Source organism: Kitasatospora sp. NE20-6 (assembly GCF_045862635.1).
The window spans coordinates 39563-56055 of record NZ_BPRL01000036.1 but is presented as its reverse complement, the minus strand read 5'-3'; the positions used below and the strand labels follow the sequence as shown (position 1 = coordinate 56055).

Sequence of the window (16493 nt, the reverse complement as noted above, 5' to 3'; positions counted from 1 at the left end):
GGGCCGCGGGCCCGTACCGCAGCCGTGACCCGATGATGGAGCCATGACCGACGCACCGCTCTGGATCGCCGGCGCCGGGGGCGTCGGCCGTGAGGCCTACGACACCGCCCTCGCCGCCGGCACCCCGGTCGCCGGGTTCCTCGACGACCGGGCCCGCGGCACCACCGTCCGCGGCCTGCCGGTGCGCGCCCCCGAGGACCTGCCGCCCGGCGCCCGCTACCTCGTCGGCATCGCCGACCCGGCCGTCCGGCTGCGGCTGGCCGCCCTGCTCGACGCGGCGGGCGGCACGCCCGCGGTGCTCGTCCACCCGCGCGCCCTGATCGCCCCGGAGACCGAGCTCGCCCCCGGCTGCCTGGTCATGGGCGGCGCGTACGTCTCCAGCAGCGTCCGGCTCGGCGCGCACGGCCAGGTGCACTACAACGCGACGGTCGGCCACGACACGGTGCTGGGGGAGCGGGTCACCGTCTACCCGGGAGGCAACGTGTCGGGGTCGGTACGGCTGGGGGACGGCTCCACCGTCGGCTCCAACGCCGTCGTGCTGCAGGGCCTCACGGTCGGCGCGGGCGCCTTCGTCGGGGCCGCCGCCGTGGTCACCCGGGACGTCGCGCCCGGCGCGGTGGTGGCGGGCGCGCCCGCCCGTCCGCTCGTCCGGCGCCGCGCCGACTGAGACCGGCGGCCGACCCGGGCCGACCCGACCCGACCTGGGCCGACCTGGGCCGGGACCGCGCAGACCCGGACCGACGGGGACCGGCCGCCGACGGGGGCCGGCGGCCGACCCGGGCCGGTCGGTCTAAGGTCGGGAGCATGGCCATTCCGACCTTCCTCGCCGAACTCCGTGCCGTCGTCGGCACCCGCCCGCTCTGGCTCTCCGGTGTCGCCGCCGTCATCGTCGACGACCGGGGCAGAGTGCTGCTCAACCGCCGCAGCGACAACGGGAAGTGGGCGCTGATCGGCGGCATCCTCGACCCGGGGGAGCAGCCCGCCGAGGGCCTGGCCCGCGAGTGCTTCGAGGAGGCCGGCGTGACGGTCGAGCCCGAGCTCCTCACCTCGGTCAGCGTCTCCCCGGAGATCCACTACCCGAACGGCGACCGGGCGACCTACCTCGACCTGACGTTCCGCTGCCGCGTGGTGGCGGGGGAGGCCCACGTCAACGACGACGAGTCGCTGGAGGTCGCGTGGTTCGGGCCCGACGCCCTCCCCGAGCTCGACGACTACACCCTGGACCGGCTGAAGACCGCCCTGTCCGGCGCGGACCGGACGGTCTTCGCGTTCGCGCCGCCGGTCAGCGGGAGCTGAACCACTCCGCCGTCCGCTCCAGGCCCTCCCGCAGCTCCACGGGCCGGACGTCCGGGAACAGCGCCCGCAGCCGCCCGTTGTCGGCCTGCGAGTCCCGGACGTCCCCGGCCCGCGGCTCGGTGTGCGCGGTCTCCAGCGGCCGTCCCAGCACCGACCCCAGCTCGGCGACCAGCTCCATCAGCGTCGTCCGGGTGCCGAACGCCAGGTTGACCGGGTCCGGGTGGACGACCCGGCGCAGCACCGCCTCGGTCAGCACCTGCGCCACCGTGCCGACGTACGTGAAGTCGCGGCTCTGCCCGCCGTCGCCGTGCACCGTGAGCGGCCGGCCGGCGATCGCCGCGTCCAGGAACGCCGGCACCACGGCCGCGTACGCGTGCCCGGCCGGCTGCAGCGGGCCGAAGACGTTGAAGAACCGCAGCGGCAGCACGCCGAGCCCGTAGCAGTGGTGATAGGCCGCCAGGTACGCCTCCGTGGCGAGCTTGCTCACCGCGTACGGGCTCATCGGGGCGGTGCGCATCGTCTCGCGCTTCGGCAGCTCCCGGTTGGCGCCGTACACCGAGGACGAGGAGGCGGCGGCGACGTAGAGGCCGCCCGCCCGGCGGGCGGCCTCCAGCACCTGCAGGGTGCCGGTGGCGTTGGCGTGGTGGCTGGCCAGCGGGTCGGCCACCGAGCGCGGCACGGACGGCAGCGCGGCCAGGTGCACCACCGCGTCGGCGCCCGCGAAGGCGGCGTCGAGCAGGGTCGGGTCCAGCACGGTGCCGTGGTGGAAGGTGATGTCGAGGCCGTCGAGGTTCGCCTTGTCGCCGGTGGACAGGTCGTCCACCACCCGGACCTCCTCGACCTCCGGGCGGGCCAGCAGGGCCCGCGCCAGGTTCGCGCCGATGAAGCCGGCTCCGCCGGTGACGACCACGCGCATGCTGGGATCCCCTTCGCAAGGCCGGAGCCTCCCCGCCCCGGCACCGCCCCGATGCTAGCGGCGCACCCGGCCGTGCCGCGGGCGAACCCCACATGTGGGGCCGGACCTCACAGGGGAGGCCGACCCGTCTTGTGCTGCCGGAACGTCTCCTCCGCGGCGTCGAGCACGGCCGTCAGGTCGCCGCCCGCGGTGGCCGTCGCCACGGCCGCCACCGCGCCCTCCACGAACGGCGCGTCGGCGAAGCGCACCGGGAACGGCAGCCCGTGCTCGTCCGCGTCGGCGATCAGCGCGAGGACGGTGGAGACCGTGCCGTCCAGGTCGGAGAGCACCGCCACCCCGTGCCCCTGGTCGACCCGCCGGGCCGCGGCCGCGACGAGCACGGCGCTCGTGCCCAGCCCGTCCGGGCTGCCGCCGGCCGCCGCGACGGGCGCCGGGTCGTCGCCGTGCGCGAGCGACAGCGCGAGCTTCCGTACGGCCAGGGCCAGTTCCTCGCTGTGCGACACCAGCACCACGCCGACCCGGCCGAGCCCCGCGGGCCGGCCGGGCCGCGGCACCGGTGCCGGCCGGGCCGCGGGCGCGACGGCGGCGGGGGCCGACGGTGCGTCGGAGATCGGGATCACGTCGCGCGTGCCGGCCCGGCGGTCCATCAGCGGCTCCCTGGGGCTGCGGTCCTGTACTGACGAGTCCGGTACGGACGGGTCCGGTACGGACGGGTCCGGTACGGACGGGTCCGGTACGGATCCGAAGGCTCGAAGCAACCACTCTGGCAGCCCGGCGCGCCCGACCCGGCCAATGGGCGGCCGTGTCTACCACAACGGCCCGGTGCCGGACGGGTGATCCGCGGAATCCGCTCCCCGGAGCGGGAAGCCGGCGACCCGGCGGCGGCCCGCTGACTACGCTGGAGGCCGGACGACGGCGGAGGAGCACGGCATGACGGCCAACACCGTGACGGGCGCGGCGGACACCGCGAAGCACCGGCCCGATCTGGGCGGCGCGGAGTGGCTCTCGGGGAGCCGGGGAACGGGCGACGTGCAGATCGCGTTCGTCGACGGCTGCATCGCGATGCGGGACGGGCGGCAACCGGACGGGCCGGCCCTGATCTTCACCCCGGCGGAGTGGCGGGCCTTCGTCCTCGGCGCCCGGGACGGCGAGTTCGACCTCGGCTGAGGCGTACGCCGCGACGGCGGGCGGCCGACGCGCCGCGGACCTGGGGCTGAACCGGCGGTGACGGCCGGGAGGTCACAAATGAATTCTGATGGTCCGAAACTCGTTGACTGCCGCACGAGCCGCGGCTCACAGTATGGAGCAGGCAGACGCCGTGCCGACCGCCCCCACGCGGTCGTGCACGGCGCCCGCTGTGCTGCCCGCCACCGGCTACGGCGACGGACTCCTCCCGTTGTGTCCCCACGCACCGGAGTGCGTCGGCCGGCCCGGCCCCGTGGAGGGCCGGTGTCGCCGGGAGGCAGGCACCACGACCGAGAGCTACTCGGTCAAGGTGCCGGTGTGTCCGGGATCCGCACGCCCCCACGCGGCGGTGTCCCGGACAGGTCCGCGGAAGCGACGGGCCTGGGGCCCCGCGAACCTGGCTCTTGGTGTTGTCCGGTCACGACCGGCCGGCCCCGCACCGGCGTCCGGGCGGACGACGGTGCCGACGACGGTCGATCAGGTCTGTTCGCACGACGGTGTGCTGGATGAGGTACAGCGTGGCATGGCACGCCTGAACAAGCCGCCCCCCGGTGGGACGTGCCCACAGCGGTTGTCGTGCTGAACCGAACGTAGCCCGGACGGTTGCTCAGAGTCAACATTGGTCTCTGAGCGTCGATGCCCGGCCGACGGCCGCCGCGCGCCCGCGTGCGCCGGGGCACCCGCGCGCCGTCCGGACGGCAACGGCCACGTACGATGGTGCCATGTCTTTCCTCCGCCGTCGCTCCGGCTCCCCCGCAGGCCCGGACTTCGACGTGCTCGCGATGGACCCGGGCGACTGGCCCGGCCACTTCGGGGCCATGACCATGACCGGCCAGGACGGCTCCTGTCAGGGGATCTTCCTGCGCTACGACCTCTTCGGCGGCCGCGGACCGGCCATGTTCATCGGCAACCTGCCGGACGGCTCGCCGGCCCGCGAGCCCGAGGACGGCGTGCCCTTCGAGATCCGGCAGCTGCTCGCCGCGCTGGAGAACGACGAGCCGGTGGACCTCGTCTCGACCGAGGACTTCCCCGTGCTGCTCGGCGACGACCTCCTCATCGTGAAGAAGGTCAAGGTCAGCGAGGGGCGGGTGTTCTGCTCGCAGTTCGGCCGCAGCGACGGCGTGCTCGTCACCATCGCCTCCTGGGACAGACCGATCGCCGACGACCTCTACCAGCTTCTCAAGCCGCTGCCCGCGGAGATGTTCCAGCAGGGCTGACCGCACCGGTACGGCCGCGCTTGACGGTGTCGATCAATGCTTCGTACAGTCACGGGCATGCCGTGCCGCCCCCTGCTCACCCGCCGCAGAGTCGTCGACCTGCGCCGTGACGCCGGCGGGACGTGTCCGGGCCGCTGATCGGGGGCCCCGCCTCCTCACCGTCCCCACGGCACCGGGTTCCCTCCGGCCGCCGCCCTCCACGCGGGACGCCGGTGCCCGCCGACCGCCGGGGCCGTACTGCCGGCCCCCGCGTGCCGCCCGCACCCTGCCGCGTCCCCAGCCCGGAGGCACCTCCATGACCCCGACGCCGCTGCCGGCCGACGACCGCGCCGCCGTCGCCGACGCCCTCGGCCGCCTGCCCCGCGTGGCCGACCTCCTCGCCGCCCGCGCCGAGGAGCACGACCGCGACGGCACCTTCCCCTACCAGGGGATCGAAGCCGTCCACGAGGCCGGTCTGCTCACCCTGACCGTCGCCCGCCGCCACGGCGGCGCCGGCGCCGGACTGGCCGACACCGTCCGCGCCCTGGCCGGTCTCGGCCGCGGCGACGCCTCCGTCGCCGTGCTCACCGCCCACACCCTGCTGCTCCACGCCGAGCAGGCCAGGGCCGGCCTCTGGCCCGCCGCCGCCTACCGCCGCCTGCTCACCGAGTCGCGCCGGGGCCCCGCCCTGCTCGGAATGCTCCGCACCGAACCCGGCGGCCAGGCGGGCGCACCGCCCGCCACCGTCGCCCACTGGGACGGCGAGGCCTGGGAACTGACGGGCCGCAAGACCGACTGCAGCGGCGCCGAAGCGCTCTCCTGGATGGCCGTGCCCGCCCGCACCGACGAACCGGTGCCCCGGACGGGCGTCTTCCTCGTCCGCGGCGACAGCCCCGGCCTGGAGATCGACCCGGTCTGGGACCAGCTCGGCCTGCGCGCGAGCGCCGGGCACGACGTCCTCCTGGACGGTGTGCGCGTCGCCGCCGACCACGCCGTGCGCCTCACCGTCTCCGGACCGGCCGACCCCGACCGGCACGCCGCCGCCGACACGTCACGGGCCTGGCACCTCCTCGCGCTGTCCGCCGTCCACCTCGGCATCGCCCGCGCCGCACAGGACTGGCTGATCCGCTTCCTCCAGCAGCGCACCCCGGCCAACCTCACCGAGCCGCTCGCCACCCTGCCGCGCTACCGCACCGCGCTCGGCGGCATCGAGGCCTCGCTGATCGGCGCCGAGGAACTCCTCGACGCCCTCGCCGCCGGCGTCGACCGCGGCGACCCCGCCGCCGCCGAGCGCGCCGCGGCCGGCCAGCTCCTCGCCAACCGGGCCGCCACCGACGCCGTGCAGCAGGCCGTCACCCTCACCGGCAACCCCGGCCTGAGCCGCCGCCACCCGCTGGAGCGCTACCTCCGCGACGTGCTCAGCGGCCGGATGCACTTCCCCGCCGAGGAGGCCGTGCTGGAGGCCGTGGGCCGCGCGGCGCTCGCCCGCGGCGGACCCCGCCGGGCCTGAGGTCCGGCCGGTCGGTCAGCGGGTGCCGACCGCCGTGCGGACGGCCCGGCGGGCGAGCGCCGCGTCGTCGTACAGCCGGCGGATCATGATGCGCTGCTCCTCGCCGGCGCCCGGCACGTCGTGCAGGCGGATCTCCCGCATCAGCACCAGCACCAGGTTGACCAGGAAGGCGTCCCGCGCCAGCGTGCCGCCCGACTGCGCGAGCTGGCTGATCTGCCGCCGGGCCGCGGTGTCGCCGGAGAGCACGCTCCACAGCACCGCCAGGTCGTAGCCCGGCAGGTACCAGCCGGCCTCCTCCCAGTCGAGCAGCACCGGGCCGGACGGCGCCAGCAGCAGGTTGCCGAGCAGCGCGTCGCCGTGGCAGAGCTGCCAGGGGGTGTTCGACAGGCCGTGCAGCAGCTGCCGCAGGTCGCCCGCGTCCCGGTCGGTCAGCTGGCCGACCGAGTGGAACCGCGCGATCTCCGTGCCGTAGTCGAGCGGCCGGCCGAAGACGTCCGCCGGCGGACGCCACAGGTTGAGGGTGCGCACCGCACCCAGCACCGCCCGCACCTCGCCGGGGGTCGGCGGGTTCACCGGGTGGCGCTCGCGCGCGGCCGGCCGGCCCGGCACCCGCTCCAGCACCAGCACGCAGCGGTCGTGGTCGGCCGCCACCAGCCGCGGCAGCCGTACCGGCGGACGGTGCCGGACGAACGCCCGGTACACCGCCACCTCGTGGTGGAAGCGCGCGATGAGCTGCTCGTCCCTGGCCGCCTGCGGGGCCAGGCACTTGGCCACCACCGGGGCCCGGCCGATCGTCCCGGCGATGATGATGTGCCGGCTTCCCTCCCGCAGCACCTGCCGCGGCAGGAAGGCGGGACATATCCGCGAGATGGAGGCGAGCGCCGCCTTCACGGCGGGCGTCTGCAGCGCCGCCGGGTCGACCCGGTCGACGAACCCCTCCGCGGTGCGCGTGGTCAGCACACGGCCGCCGAGCGGCCGGGGTGCGGCCTCGCCGGGCCGGGGCCCGATCACGGTGCGCGCCAGGGCGGCGCGGGGGTCGCGGACCTCGGCACCGCGGAGTGCGGGCCGGCCGCCGGTCGCGGTCGGGGGACGCAGGCCCGGGCGGGCCTGTCCCTGGGGGTGGCGTGCCGTACCCGGATCGGCGGCCGGGGTGGTGCGCGTGCCGGTGCTGGCTGTGGAGTACATGGGCTGGTGAGGGTCCCTTCCTGGCGACTGGGTGCCGTCGTGCCCGGCGGCGCCTGCTTCCTCCGCGGTGCCGTGGGCGGGCCCGGGTGGAGTGCGGGCGTCGGGCGCGGTGCCGGCGAGCCCGTTCCGTCCGCACCCTGGGGAGTGCGGTCGTCCCGTACTGCCGCGCCGTGCCCGACGCCCCCGCGCCACCCGGCTGCGCCACCCCCTCCACGAGACCCCTTCCGGGGCCCCGCCCGGTGCTCCTGACGGCCTGTCGGGCCGGAACCGTGGACGTTCCGGCCCCGACCGGATCCGAAGTCGGGGTGGCGCATTCCTACCTGACACCCCGTCGGTACTGGCACACCATGTGGCGTGCCCTGGCGAAGCCTGGCGAATGGTCGCCTGGCATGTGACAGAGCCACTACTGTCGAAAGCAGCCGAGGAACCTGGGGGCTTCACGTGAGCAAGGGGCCGAACACCAGACTCGCCGACCTCTTCGCCCTGACCGGATGGTCCAAGGGCGAGCTGGCCAGGCTGGTCAACCGGCGCGGTGCGGCGATGGGCCAGCAGCAGCTGTCCACCGACACCTCGCGGGTGCGGCGCTGGATCGAGCAGGGGGAGATCCCCCGCGATCCGGTGCCGAGGGTGCTCGCCGCGGTGTTCACGGAGCGGCTCGGTCGTGTCGTCACCACGGAGGACCTCGGTCTGGAGCGACACCGGCCCACCAGGGCTGGCACCCCCACGGAGACGGCGGCGGTGGTGCCCTGGCAGCCGGATCGGACAGCGGCGGTCCTCACCGAGTTCACGGGAATGGACCTCATGCTGAACCGCCGCGGACTGGTCGGCGCGGGCGCAGCCCTCGCCGCCGGCACCGTCATCGCCGACAACCTCCACGACTGGCTCACCGGCGACGGCGTCGCGTACGCCGCCGAACGCCCCGGGCCACGCCACGTGCTCACCCGTGGCGGCCCGCAGCCCGTCGTCGACGTCTACGACGCCGGCCCCGTCGGCAACGACGAGGTGACGGCCCTCGAACGGTCCGTCGACGTCTTCCGCGCCTGGGACGCCTCCCGCGGAGGCGGACTCCAGCGCAAGGCCGTCGTCGGCCAGCTCAACGAGGTCGGCGGCCTGCTCACCCACCGCCACGCCCCCGCCGTCGAGCGCCGGCTGTGGACGGTCGCCGCCAACCTCGCCGTCCTCGCCGGCTGGATGTCGCACGACGTCGGCCTGGAGCCCACCGCCCAGAAGTACTTCGTCATCGCCGCGCAGGCCGCCAAGGAGGCCGACGACCGGCCGCGGGCCGGCGAGGCCATCTCCCGCGCGGCCCGCCAGATGCTGCACCTCGGCCGCGCCGACGACGCCCTGGAACTGATGCAGCTCGCCCAGGCCAGCGCCGGCGACCGGGCCCAGCCCCGCACCCGCGCCATGCTGCAGACCGTCGAGGCTTGGGCGCAGGCCTCGCTCGGACGCTCCGAGGCCACCCGGCGGGTGCTCGGCGAGGCCGAGGACCTCTTCGTGCAGGAGGCCGACGAGCCGCCGCCGAGCTGGATGCAGCTCTTCAACGAGGCCGAGCTGCACGGCATGCAGGCCCTCGTCTACCGCACCCTCGCCGAGCACGACCCCGGCGCGACCCGGCTCGCCGAGCACCACGCCCAGCGGGCCATCGCGCTGCGCCCCACCGACGGCCGCGAGCGCTCCGCCCTGCTCGACCAGATCACGCTGGCCTCGGTCTACTGGATCTCCGGCGAGCCCGACGCGGCCTGCCTGCAGGCGAAGCTGGCGATGAACGCGATCAACCAGACGTCCTCCCTGCGCACCTGGGACCGGCTGCGCGAGATGTACCGCCTGGCCGGCCGCTACCAGGGCCTGCCGGAGGTGGCCGAACTGCGCGCGGAGATCGACTCCGTCATGCCCGACCGGCGCCGCCGGGTCTGACCCGCCCGCCGGCCGCCCGCCGCGGTCCCGCCCGGCGGATCCCGCCGGGCGGTCCGGCGCTGCGCGGCGCCGGTGCTGCAGGGCGCGTCCGGGCCTTGGGAGACGCCGGTCCGCGGCCGGGCCGGCGACCGGAGCGTCGGGCCGGCGACCGGGGCACCGGGGTGGTGCCGGAGGGCCGCATCGCCCCGCACGGCGGCCGACCTCGTCGCGGCGGCGGAACCCCGTCTCCCGGGTGCGCGCCGCGCTGGTGGCGCCGTAGCGGTCGGACACCCGTGCCGGGCCCGGGCTCCGGCGGGCCGTGTCCGGTCCGGGGGGATCTGCACACATCGGTGAAGATTCCTCCTCCGGCGCGGGCGGGTGCCCCGGCGGACCTCCGGAGGAGGGGCGTGCGGCAGGCCTCCGGGGCCGGGTGCGGGGGCCGTTCTGCCTTGCCCTGTGTGCGGACCGGGCGGTCAGGCGGTAACCTTCGGTGATTCCGGCGCCCGGGCGCCTGTCCAGGACATTCCACCCCCGGCGACGGAAATCCCGTTGCCACGACGACCGCCGCAACGGATGCTGACCTCATGTTCGAGCCAGTGATAGCGCCCAGTGCCAGCCTTGTCGGCCTCCTCCAGAGAGGCCGCGGCGACGGGCAGCTGCATGCCCTGGCAGCCGACCGGGCCGAGGCCGTCACCGCGCTGGAGACCTGTGTCACGCAGGACCCCCGGGCCGACTGGCAGGTCGAGAACCGCTCCCTCTACTACGCGCGCCTCTACATGGAGCTGGAGGCGCCGCTCACCGGCCTCCGCGGCCATCTGCACTCCGCCGACGACGCCCTCGACCAGGACGAGGCCCGGACGGGCCTCGCGCTCGCCGTCCTCGGCCACCTCGCCGCCTACGGCCGCCGCGACGCCCTCGACCTGCTGCGCGGCTACGCCGCCGCCGGCTGGAACTGGGCCTGGGCGCTGGACGAGCTGGCGCTGCGCGACGACGACCGGTCGCTGCTCGACCTGGCCCCCGCCGTCCTCGACCGCTTCCCCGCGGGCCCCGCCGGCGACGCCGACCTGCGGGCCGCCATCCGCGGCGCGTACGAGCCCCGCCCCTGGCGGCTGTGGGCCGCGCACCACCCCCGGGTGGCCGCCGCCGGTGAGCAGTCACCCTTCGACCTCTGGCAGCGCCAGCTGAACCGCGGCGGGGTCACCCCCGGCTGGAGCACCGCCGACGTGCTCGCCTGGGCCGACCGGCCCGAACCGGACGCCGCCGGCGAACCCGACACCACGGCCGCCGCACGCCGGGCCGCCGCGGCCGCCCGCTGCCTGGCCGCCGTCGTCCGCCCGCAGGACCGCGAAACGGTGCTCGACGCCGCCCGGCACGGTGAGCCGGGGGCCCGCAGAGCCGCCCTCCGCTACCTGGTCGACCAGAGCGATCCCGCGGCGGCCGGCCTGATCGAGGCGGCCGCCGCCGACGTCGACGAGCGCATCGTCACCGGCGCCCTGGAGGTGCTGGGCCGGATGCGCGGACCCGAGGCCCTCGGGCACGCCCGCCGCTGGGCCGACCCCGCGACCGGCGGAGCCGACAGCGCCCTCGGCGAGGCCGCCGTGCAGCTCCTCGCCGACGCCGGGGAGCCCGCCGACGGCCCGATGGTGGTGGACGCGCTGCGCCGCTGGATCTCCGCCCGCGGGGTCGAGGGCGCCGGACTGGCCACCCTGGTCGACGGCGTGGGGCGGCTGGCCGCCGCCGGTGCCGTACCCGCCCTGCGCCACGTGTACGGCGAGACCGTCTCCTCCGAGCTCCGCGGCCGCGCCGCCCGTGCGCTGGCCGTCACCGACCCGCACTTCGCGCAGGGACCGGCCGTCGAGTGCCTCTGGGACTGCGAGGAGTCGACCCGTGAACTGGCCGCGCGGCACGTCACCACGACGGGTGACGTGCGCGTGCTGGAGCGGTTGCGGCGGCTGGCCGCCGATCCGGCCGAGGAGGCCGAGGTGCACGCCGCCGTACGCGTGCGGCTGACCGCCCGGGAACGGCCCTAGATCATCGAAGGCGGCGATTCCGGACGGGGCGCGCCGGACCGTGCGGCATGATGGGCTGGCCCACCGTCAGCTCGCCCCTTTGGAGCACCGGCGCATGAACCGACCCCGTCTCCTCGCCCGCCTCGCGACGCTGCCGGCCGCCGTGCTGGGTGCGCTGGCCCTGGCCGGCCCGGCCTCCGCCCACGTCGAGGTCGAGTCCTCCCACGCGCAGGCGCTGGCCGTCGACGCCGTGATCGCCTTCGACGCCGAGGGCGAGTCCGCCACCGCCGGGATCGACAAGGTCACCGTCGCGCTGCCGGCCGGGATCGCGCCCGCGGACGTGACCCTCGTCGAGGCGCCGAAGGGCTGGACGTTCACCCCGACCCCGGACGGCTACCAGGTGGCGGGCACCGCGCTCGCCCCGGGGAAGAGCGCCGCGTACAAGGTGAAGGTCCGCCAGCTGCCGGACGCGTCGTCGGTCGCCTTCAAGTCGCTCGTGACGTACTCCGACGGGCAGGTCGACCGGTGGATCGAGCTGCCGAAGAGCGGCGCGACACCGGCGCACCCGGCGCCCGTGCTCAAGCTGGCGGCGGCCTCGCCGGGGGCCACGCCGCTCCCGGCCGCTCCGGCCCCGTCCGCATCCGTGCCCGCGTCCCCCTCGCCGTCGGCTCCGGCCCCGTCGGCGCCCTCCGGCGAGCCCTCCCCGTCGGCGTCCGCGGGCACGACGCCGTCCGACTCCTCCGGCGACTCCTCCGACGGCCTCTCCGGGGGCGGCATCGCGACGATCGTCGGGGTGGGTGTCCTGGCCGTGGCGATCGTGGCGGTGCTGGTGCGCCGCCGCCGGCTCGGCGGCCGGGACTGACCGCGGACGTGCCGGGGGGCCCGTCCGTACGGACGGGCCCCCCGGGCTGCGGCAGACGTGGTGGTGCGGCGGACGTGGTGTGCGGAGGCGCCGGTTACTCCACGGCCCCGGCGTCCGGTGCGAGCACGCCCGCGGTGACCAGCCCGATGATCAGCAGGCCCAGCAGCACGCGGTAGACCACGAACGGCATGAAGCTGTTGTGCGAGATGTACTTCAGGAACCACGCGATGGCGGCGTAGCCGACGACGAAGGCGATCACGGTGGCCAGCAGGGTCGGACCCCAGGCGGGCGCCGGGCCCTCGCCGATCTTGAAGAGTTCCAGCGTGCCGGAGGCGAGCACCGCCGGGATCGCCAGCAGGAACGAGTACCGGGCCGCGGCCTCCCGGCTGTAGCCGAGGAGCAGGCCGGCGCTGATGGTGCCGCCCGACCGCGAGACCCCGGGGATCAGCGCGAGCGCCTGCGCGAAGCCGTACGTGACGGCGTGCGGCAGGGTGAGGTCGCTGATCGGACGGGCGTTGCGCACCGCCCGGGAACGGTCCGCGACGGCGAGGATCAGGCCGAAGACGACGAGCGTCGTGCCGATCACCCGCAGGTCGCGCAGCGAGGTCTCGATGGTGTCCTGGAACACCGCGCCGAGGATGCCGATCGGGAGGGTGCCGACGATGACGAACCAGCCCATCCGGGCGTTGGGGTCGCTGCGGCGGGCGGGGTCGAACAGCGAGGCGAACCAGGCGCCGATGATCGCGGCGATGTCCTTGCGGAAGTAGATGAGCACCGCCGACTCGGTGCCGAGCTGGGTCACCGCGGTGAACGCCGCTCCCGGGTCGTCCCAGCCCAGCAGCGCCGAGGACACCCGCAGATGGGCGCTGGAGGAGACGGGGAGGAACTCCGTGAGTCCCTGGATGAGGCCGAGGACGGCCCCGTGGAACCAGTCGATCACCGGGCACCCGCCAGGGGTGTCCGTCGGTCGGTGCGCATCGGGTCGGGTGTTTCCTGTTCTTGTGGTGGCGGCCGTGCGCGCCGGGGTGCGGCCGCGGTCGCCGCGGCGTTCCGCACCGTCCGGCGCAGCTGGAGGATAAGCAGCCAAGATGGCCGGGACCTGTCCGCACGGTCAAGATCCGGTATCGGGAGCCCCTCCGGGCCGCAGCCGTGGCCGGACTGACGGCATGTCAGCTCTCTCCCGGGCGGTCGCCGCGGCATGCTGGGCGGGCACACCACGGACGGGAGCGGCGGCATGGGCGATGGCGTGGGCGTGGGCGTGGGCGGACGGCTGGCGGGCAGGTCGGCCCTGGTGACGGGTGCCGCCCGCGGCATCGGACGGGCGACGGCCGAGCTCTTCGCCGCCGAGGGCGCGCGCCTGGTGCTCGCCGACGTCGACGGCGACGCCGTCACCGCCCTGGGCGGAGCCCTCACGGCCGGCGGCGCCGAGGCCCGCACGGTGACCGGGGACGTCTCGGTGCCCGCGGACGCCCGGGCGATGGTCGACGCGGTGGTGGACGCCTACGGGCGGATCGACGTGCTCGTCGCCAACGCGGGCGTCCTCCCCCTGCACACCGTCGCCGAGGCCACCCCCGAGGACTGGGACGCCGTGATGGCGGTCGACGGCCGCGGCATGTTCCTCACCTGCAAGTACGCGATCGAGCGGATGGCGGCGGCCGGCGGCGGCTCGATCGTCTGCCTCTCCTCGATCTCCGGCGTCGCGGGCCAGGCCGGCCAGGCGGTGTACGGCCCGGCGAAGTTCGTCGCCACCGGGCTCACCAAGCACCTCGCGGTCGAGTGCGCGCCGCAGAACATCCGGGTCAACGCCGTGGCCCCCGGCACGATCCGCACCGACCGGGTGATCCGGCTCGCCGACGAGCCGGGCGGGCCGGAGTACCTCGGCGCGATCGTCGGACGCCACCCGATGGGCCGCCTCGGGGAGCCGGCCGAGGTCGCGCGGGCCGTCCTCTTCCTCGCCTCCGACGAGGCGTCGTTCGTCACCGGCGCCGTGCTCCCGGTGGACGGCGGCTACCTCGCGCAGTGAGGCGGGCGCGGTCAGCGCGCCGGGCGCACCGGCAGGAAGCGCAGCGGCGTACCCGGGCGGGCCTGGGCGGCCGCGGCGAGGTCGGCCCGCGGCACCACCCCCACGACCGGGTAGCCGCCGGTCGTGGGATGGTCGGCGAGGAACACCACCGGCAGGCCGTCCGGCGGCACCTGCACGGCGCCCAGCACCATGGCCTCGCTGGGCAGTTCGCCCGGCCGGGCACGGTGCAGCGGCGGCCCTTCGGTGCGCAGGGCGATCCGGTTGGACGCGGCGGCCACCGTGTAGCCGCCGCGGGGCGGCGCGTCCTCGAACCAGTCGTCGTGCGGGCCGGGCAGCAGCCGCAGCAGCAGCTCCGCGGGCGGGCCGGGCAGGGCGACCGGCCCGGCCGCCGCAGGGGTGCCCGGCGCGCCGACCGGCAGCCGGTCGCCCGCCGCGAGCGGTGCCGGGCCCAGCCCGGAGAGCAGGTCCGCCGAGCGGCTGCCGAGCACCGGCGGCACGGCGACCCCGCCCGCCACCGCCAGGTAGCTGCGCACGCCGTGGGTGGCCGTCCCGACCTCCAGGACGGCCCCGGCCCCGACCCGGACCGCCGCACCCCACGGCACCGGGCGCCCGTCGACGCGCACGGGTGCGGGAGCGCCGGTCACGGCCACCACCACGGGGGCGGTCACCCGGACGGCGACGCCGCCGAGCGTCGTCTCCAGCGCGGCGGCCCCCGGCGCGTTGCCGAGCAGCCGGTTGGCGGCGACCAGTGCGGGCTCGTCCAGCGCCCCGGCGCGCGGCACCCCGAGATGCGCCACGCCCCGGCGGCCGAGGTCCTGCACGGTGGTCAGCGGCCCCGGCCGCACCACCACGAGCTCAGCCATCCGTCGCCTCCGCCGTGAAACGCACCCGGGTGCCCGGCGCCAGCAGCGCGGCGGGCTCGCGCGCCGCGTCCCACAGCGGCAGCGCGGTGCGCCCGAGCAGCTGCCACCCGCCGGGCGACGACCGCGGGTACACCCCGGTGTACGGGCCGGCCAGCGCCACCGACCCGGCCGGCACCGCGCTGCGCGGCGTCGACCGGCGGGGCACCTCGTACCGCCCGGGCAGACCGGTGAGGTAGGCGAAGCCCGGGGCGAAGCCGCAGAACGCCACGCGGTACTCGGCCCCGGTGTGGATCCGGACGGCCGCCTCGGGGGAGACCCCCCAGCGACCGGCGACCTCGGCGAGGTCGGCGCCGTCGTACACCGTCGGCACCGTCACCAGCGGGCCCGCCACGGGCGGGTGCCCGGGCAGCGTCCAGCCGTCCAGCAGGCGGGCGAGCGCGGCCCGGTCGGCGACGCCGTCCAGCAGTACGGTCCGCGCGGCGGGCACGATCTCGGCCGTCTCGGGGAGGTCGGCGCGGTGCTCCAGCAGGGCGGCGTACAGCGCGGCGACCTGCTCGGCGGAGTCGGCGCCGACGAGCAGGGCGTCCTCGCCGACCGGACGGAACGTCAGCCGGCCCGCCATCAGGTGAAGGCCTCCACCCGGACGCCCGCCGTGGCCAGGGCGCCGCGCACCCGCCAGGCCAGCTGCGCGGCCCCCGGCGTGTCGCCGTGCACGCACAGCGAGCGGGCCCGCACCGCCACCCGCTCGCCGCCGGCCGCGGTCACGGCGCCGTCCCGGGCGATCCCCACCGCCCGGGTGATCACCGCCTCCGGGTCGTGCACCACGGCGTCCGGCTCCCGGCGCGGCACGAGCGTGCCCGCCCGCGTGTAGGCCCGGTCGGCGAACGCCTCGGCGACCACCGGCAGGCCGACGCCCTCCGCGACGGCCAGCAGCCGGGAGCCCGGCAGGCCCAGCACCGGCAGCGGGCCGTCGCAGACCGCCCCCGCCCGCAGGACCCCGGAGACCACCGCCTCCGCCTGCTCGTCGTCGGCGACCACCCGGTTGTAGAGCGCGCCGTGCGGCTTGACGTAGCTGACACGGGAGCCGGCCGCCCGCGCGAACACCTGCAGGGCGCCGATCTGGTAGGCGATCTCGTCGGCCAGCTCGTCCGGCGGCACGTCCATCGCCCGCCGCCCGAACCCGGCCAGATCGCGGTACGAGACCTGCGCCCCGATCCGCACACCGCGCTCCGCGGCGAGGGAGCAGACCCGGCGCATCGTGGACGGGTCGCCCGCGTGGAAGCCGCACGCGACGTTGGCGCTGGTCACCACCGACAGCAGCGCCTCGTCGTCGGTCAGGGTCCAGCGTCCGAACCCCTCGCCGAGGTCCGCATTGAGATCGATCACCGCGTCCGACACGCGTCGCCCCGCCTTCCAGCTGCTCCTGGGGGTGATCGTAGGGCCTGATCGTTTGCCCGGGCGCCGGGCCCGTTGGCGCGGGGCCGCGTTTTGCCGGACGTTCGCCCTCCGTTCGCGGCCGCCCGGCGCCGCCGGGTGCCGGCCGGCCCTGCCC

Annotated in this window: 16 protein-coding genes; 9 read left to right on the top strand and 7 right to left on the bottom strand. The window is 76.4% G+C overall.

The genetic code is table 11. The features are described 5' to 3' along the window. The first annotated feature begins 43 nt into the window (after positions 1-43). Both SNE206_RS23310 and SNE206_RS23305 read left to right on the top strand, forming a co-directional pair. Positions 44-667, top strand: a complete 624-nt coding sequence (locus SNE206_RS23310) for a NeuD/PglB/VioB family sugar acetyltransferase (protein WP_407915426.1) — start codon at positions 44-46, stop codon at positions 665-667. Between the two features lie 137 nt (positions 668-804). Further along, on the top strand, positions 805-1296 hold the full coding sequence (locus SNE206_RS23305) for an NUDIX hydrolase (RefSeq protein WP_407915425.1): 492 nt from the start codon (positions 805-807) through the stop codon (positions 1294-1296). On the opposite strand, the gene SNE206_RS23300 is transcribed toward SNE206_RS23305, so the two are convergent. Together SNE206_RS23300 and SNE206_RS23295 are read right to left on the bottom strand one after the other, a co-directional pair. Next, positions 1283-2212: an NAD-dependent epimerase/dehydratase family protein gene (locus SNE206_RS23300; RefSeq protein ID WP_407915424.1), complete on the bottom strand. Its 930-nt coding sequence runs from the start codon at positions 2210-2212 to the stop codon at positions 1283-1285. The genes SNE206_RS23305 and SNE206_RS23300 overlap by 14 nt on opposite strands. Positions 2213-2319: 107 nt before the next feature. Further along, a complete protein-coding gene (locus SNE206_RS23295; protein WP_407915423.1) occupies positions 2320-2859 on the bottom strand; it encodes a PTS-dependent dihydroxyacetone kinase phosphotransferase subunit DhaM in 540 nt (179 codons plus the stop codon). Positions 2860-3142: 283 nt separating this feature from the next. On the opposite strand from SNE206_RS23295, the gene SNE206_RS23290 reads away from it, so the two are divergent. From SNE206_RS23290 to SNE206_RS23280, 3 genes are all read left to right on the top strand, one after another. After that, positions 3143-3379 carry a DUF397 domain-containing protein gene (locus SNE206_RS23290; protein ID WP_407915422.1) on the top strand — a complete coding sequence of 79 codons (237 nt, stop codon included), beginning with the start codon at positions 3143-3145 and terminating at the stop codon, positions 3377-3379. Positions 3380-4119: 740 nt separating this feature from the next. After that, positions 4120-4614 (top strand): hypothetical protein, encoded by a 495-nt coding sequence (locus SNE206_RS23285; protein WP_407915421.1) that lies wholly within the window; start codon positions 4120-4122, stop codon positions 4612-4614. A 295-nt stretch (positions 4615-4909) separates the two neighbouring features. After that, the gene (locus SNE206_RS23280) at positions 4910-6103 is read left to right on the top strand and encodes an acyl-CoA dehydrogenase family protein (RefSeq protein WP_407915420.1); all 1194 of its coding nucleotides are present in this window, start codon (positions 4910-4912) and stop codon (positions 6101-6103) included. A gap of 15 nt (positions 6104-6118) precedes the next feature. Here SNE206_RS23280 and SNE206_RS23275 read toward each other — a convergent pair whose 3' ends face one another. After that, positions 6119-7288: an aminoglycoside phosphotransferase family protein gene (locus SNE206_RS23275; protein ID WP_407915419.1), complete on the bottom strand. Its 1170-nt coding sequence runs from the start codon at positions 7286-7288 to the stop codon at positions 6119-6121. Positions 7289-7729: 441 nt separating this feature from the next. Between SNE206_RS23275 and SNE206_RS23270 the strand changes: the two genes are divergently transcribed. From SNE206_RS23270 to SNE206_RS23260, 3 genes are all read left to right on the top strand, one after another. Then, complete coding sequence (locus tag SNE206_RS23270) at positions 7730-9205, top strand: hypothetical protein (RefSeq protein WP_407915418.1); 1476 nt, start codon at positions 7730-7732, stop codon at positions 9203-9205. 563 nt (positions 9206-9768) lie between these two features. Then, a complete protein-coding gene (locus tag SNE206_RS23265; RefSeq protein WP_407915417.1) occupies positions 9769-11214 on the top strand; it encodes a HEAT repeat domain-containing protein in 1446 nt (481 codons plus the stop codon). Between the two features lie 94 nt (positions 11215-11308). After that, a complete protein-coding gene (locus SNE206_RS23260) occupies positions 11309-12055 on the top strand; it encodes a DUF1775 domain-containing protein (protein WP_407915416.1) in 747 nt (248 codons plus the stop codon). Between the two features lie 94 nt (positions 12056-12149). On the opposite strand, the gene SNE206_RS23255 is transcribed toward SNE206_RS23260, so the two are convergent. Then, positions 12150-12992 (bottom strand): undecaprenyl-diphosphate phosphatase, encoded by an 843-nt coding sequence (locus tag SNE206_RS23255; protein ID WP_407915495.1) that lies wholly within the window; start codon positions 12990-12992, stop codon positions 12150-12152. A 297-nt stretch (positions 12993-13289) separates the two neighbouring features. Here SNE206_RS23255 and SNE206_RS23250 point away from each other — a divergent pair, with 297 nt between their 5' ends. Next, on the top strand, positions 13290-14078 hold the full coding sequence (locus tag SNE206_RS23250; RefSeq protein ID WP_407915415.1) for an SDR family NAD(P)-dependent oxidoreductase: 789 nt from the start codon (positions 13290-13292) through the stop codon (positions 14076-14078). 11 nt (positions 14079-14089) lie between these two features. Here SNE206_RS23250 and SNE206_RS23245 read toward each other — a convergent pair whose 3' ends face one another. The 3 genes from SNE206_RS23245 to SNE206_RS23235 are packed head-to-tail and all read right to left on the bottom strand — an operon-like array spanning position 14090 to position 16339. Further along, entirely contained in the window at positions 14090-14941 is an 852-nt protein-coding gene (locus SNE206_RS23245) for a biotin-dependent carboxyltransferase family protein (protein ID WP_407915414.1), read from the bottom strand. Then, positions 14934-15563, bottom strand: a complete 630-nt coding sequence (locus SNE206_RS23240; protein WP_407915413.1) for a 5-oxoprolinase subunit B family protein — start codon at positions 15561-15563, stop codon at positions 14934-14936. Before SNE206_RS23240 ends, SNE206_RS23245 begins: the two co-directional genes overlap by 8 nt. Beyond that, the gene (locus SNE206_RS23235) at positions 15563-16339 is read right to left on the bottom strand and encodes a LamB/YcsF family protein (protein WP_407915412.1); all 777 of its coding nucleotides are present in this window, start codon (positions 16337-16339) and stop codon (positions 15563-15565) included. The genes SNE206_RS23240 and SNE206_RS23235 overlap by 1 nt, the downstream gene beginning before the upstream one ends. Between the last annotated feature and the right edge of the window lie 154 nt (positions 16340-16493).

Coding starts and splice junctions, on each gene's coding strand:
- SNE206_RS23310 (WP_407915426.1), top strand. CDS start 44: ATGACCGACGCACCGCTCTGGATCGCCGGCGCCGGGGGCGTCGGCCGT.
- SNE206_RS23305 (WP_407915425.1), top strand. CDS start 805: ATGGCCATTCCGACCTTCCTCGCCGAACTCCGTGCCGTCGTCGGCACC.
- SNE206_RS23300 (WP_407915424.1), bottom strand. CDS start 2,212: ATGCGCGTGGTCGTCACCGGCGGAGCCGGCTTCATCGGCGCGAACCTG.
- SNE206_RS23295 (WP_407915423.1), bottom strand. CDS start 2,859: ATGGACCGCCGGGCCGGCACGCGCGACGTGATCCCGATCTCCGACGCA.
- SNE206_RS23290 (WP_407915422.1), top strand. CDS start 3,143: ATGACGGCCAACACCGTGACGGGCGCGGCGGACACCGCGAAGCACCGG.
- SNE206_RS23285 (WP_407915421.1), top strand. CDS start 4,120: ATGTCTTTCCTCCGCCGTCGCTCCGGCTCCCCCGCAGGCCCGGACTTC.
- SNE206_RS23280 (WP_407915420.1), top strand. CDS start 4,910: ATGACCCCGACGCCGCTGCCGGCCGACGACCGCGCCGCCGTCGCCGAC.
- SNE206_RS23275 (WP_407915419.1), bottom strand. CDS start 7,288: ATGTACTCCACAGCCAGCACCGGCACGCGCACCACCCCGGCCGCCGAT.
- SNE206_RS23265 (WP_407915417.1), top strand. CDS start 9,769: ATGTTCGAGCCAGTGATAGCGCCCAGTGCCAGCCTTGTCGGCCTCCTC.
- SNE206_RS23260 (WP_407915416.1), top strand. CDS start 11,309: ATGAACCGACCCCGTCTCCTCGCCCGCCTCGCGACGCTGCCGGCCGCC.
- SNE206_RS23250 (WP_407915415.1), top strand. CDS start 13,290: ATGGGCGATGGCGTGGGCGTGGGCGTGGGCGGACGGCTGGCGGGCAGG.
- SNE206_RS23245 (WP_407915414.1), bottom strand. CDS start 14,941: ATGGCTGAGCTCGTGGTGGTGCGGCCGGGGCCGCTGACCACCGTGCAG.
- SNE206_RS23240 (WP_407915413.1), bottom strand. CDS start 15,563: ATGGCGGGCCGGCTGACGTTCCGTCCGGTCGGCGAGGACGCCCTGCTC.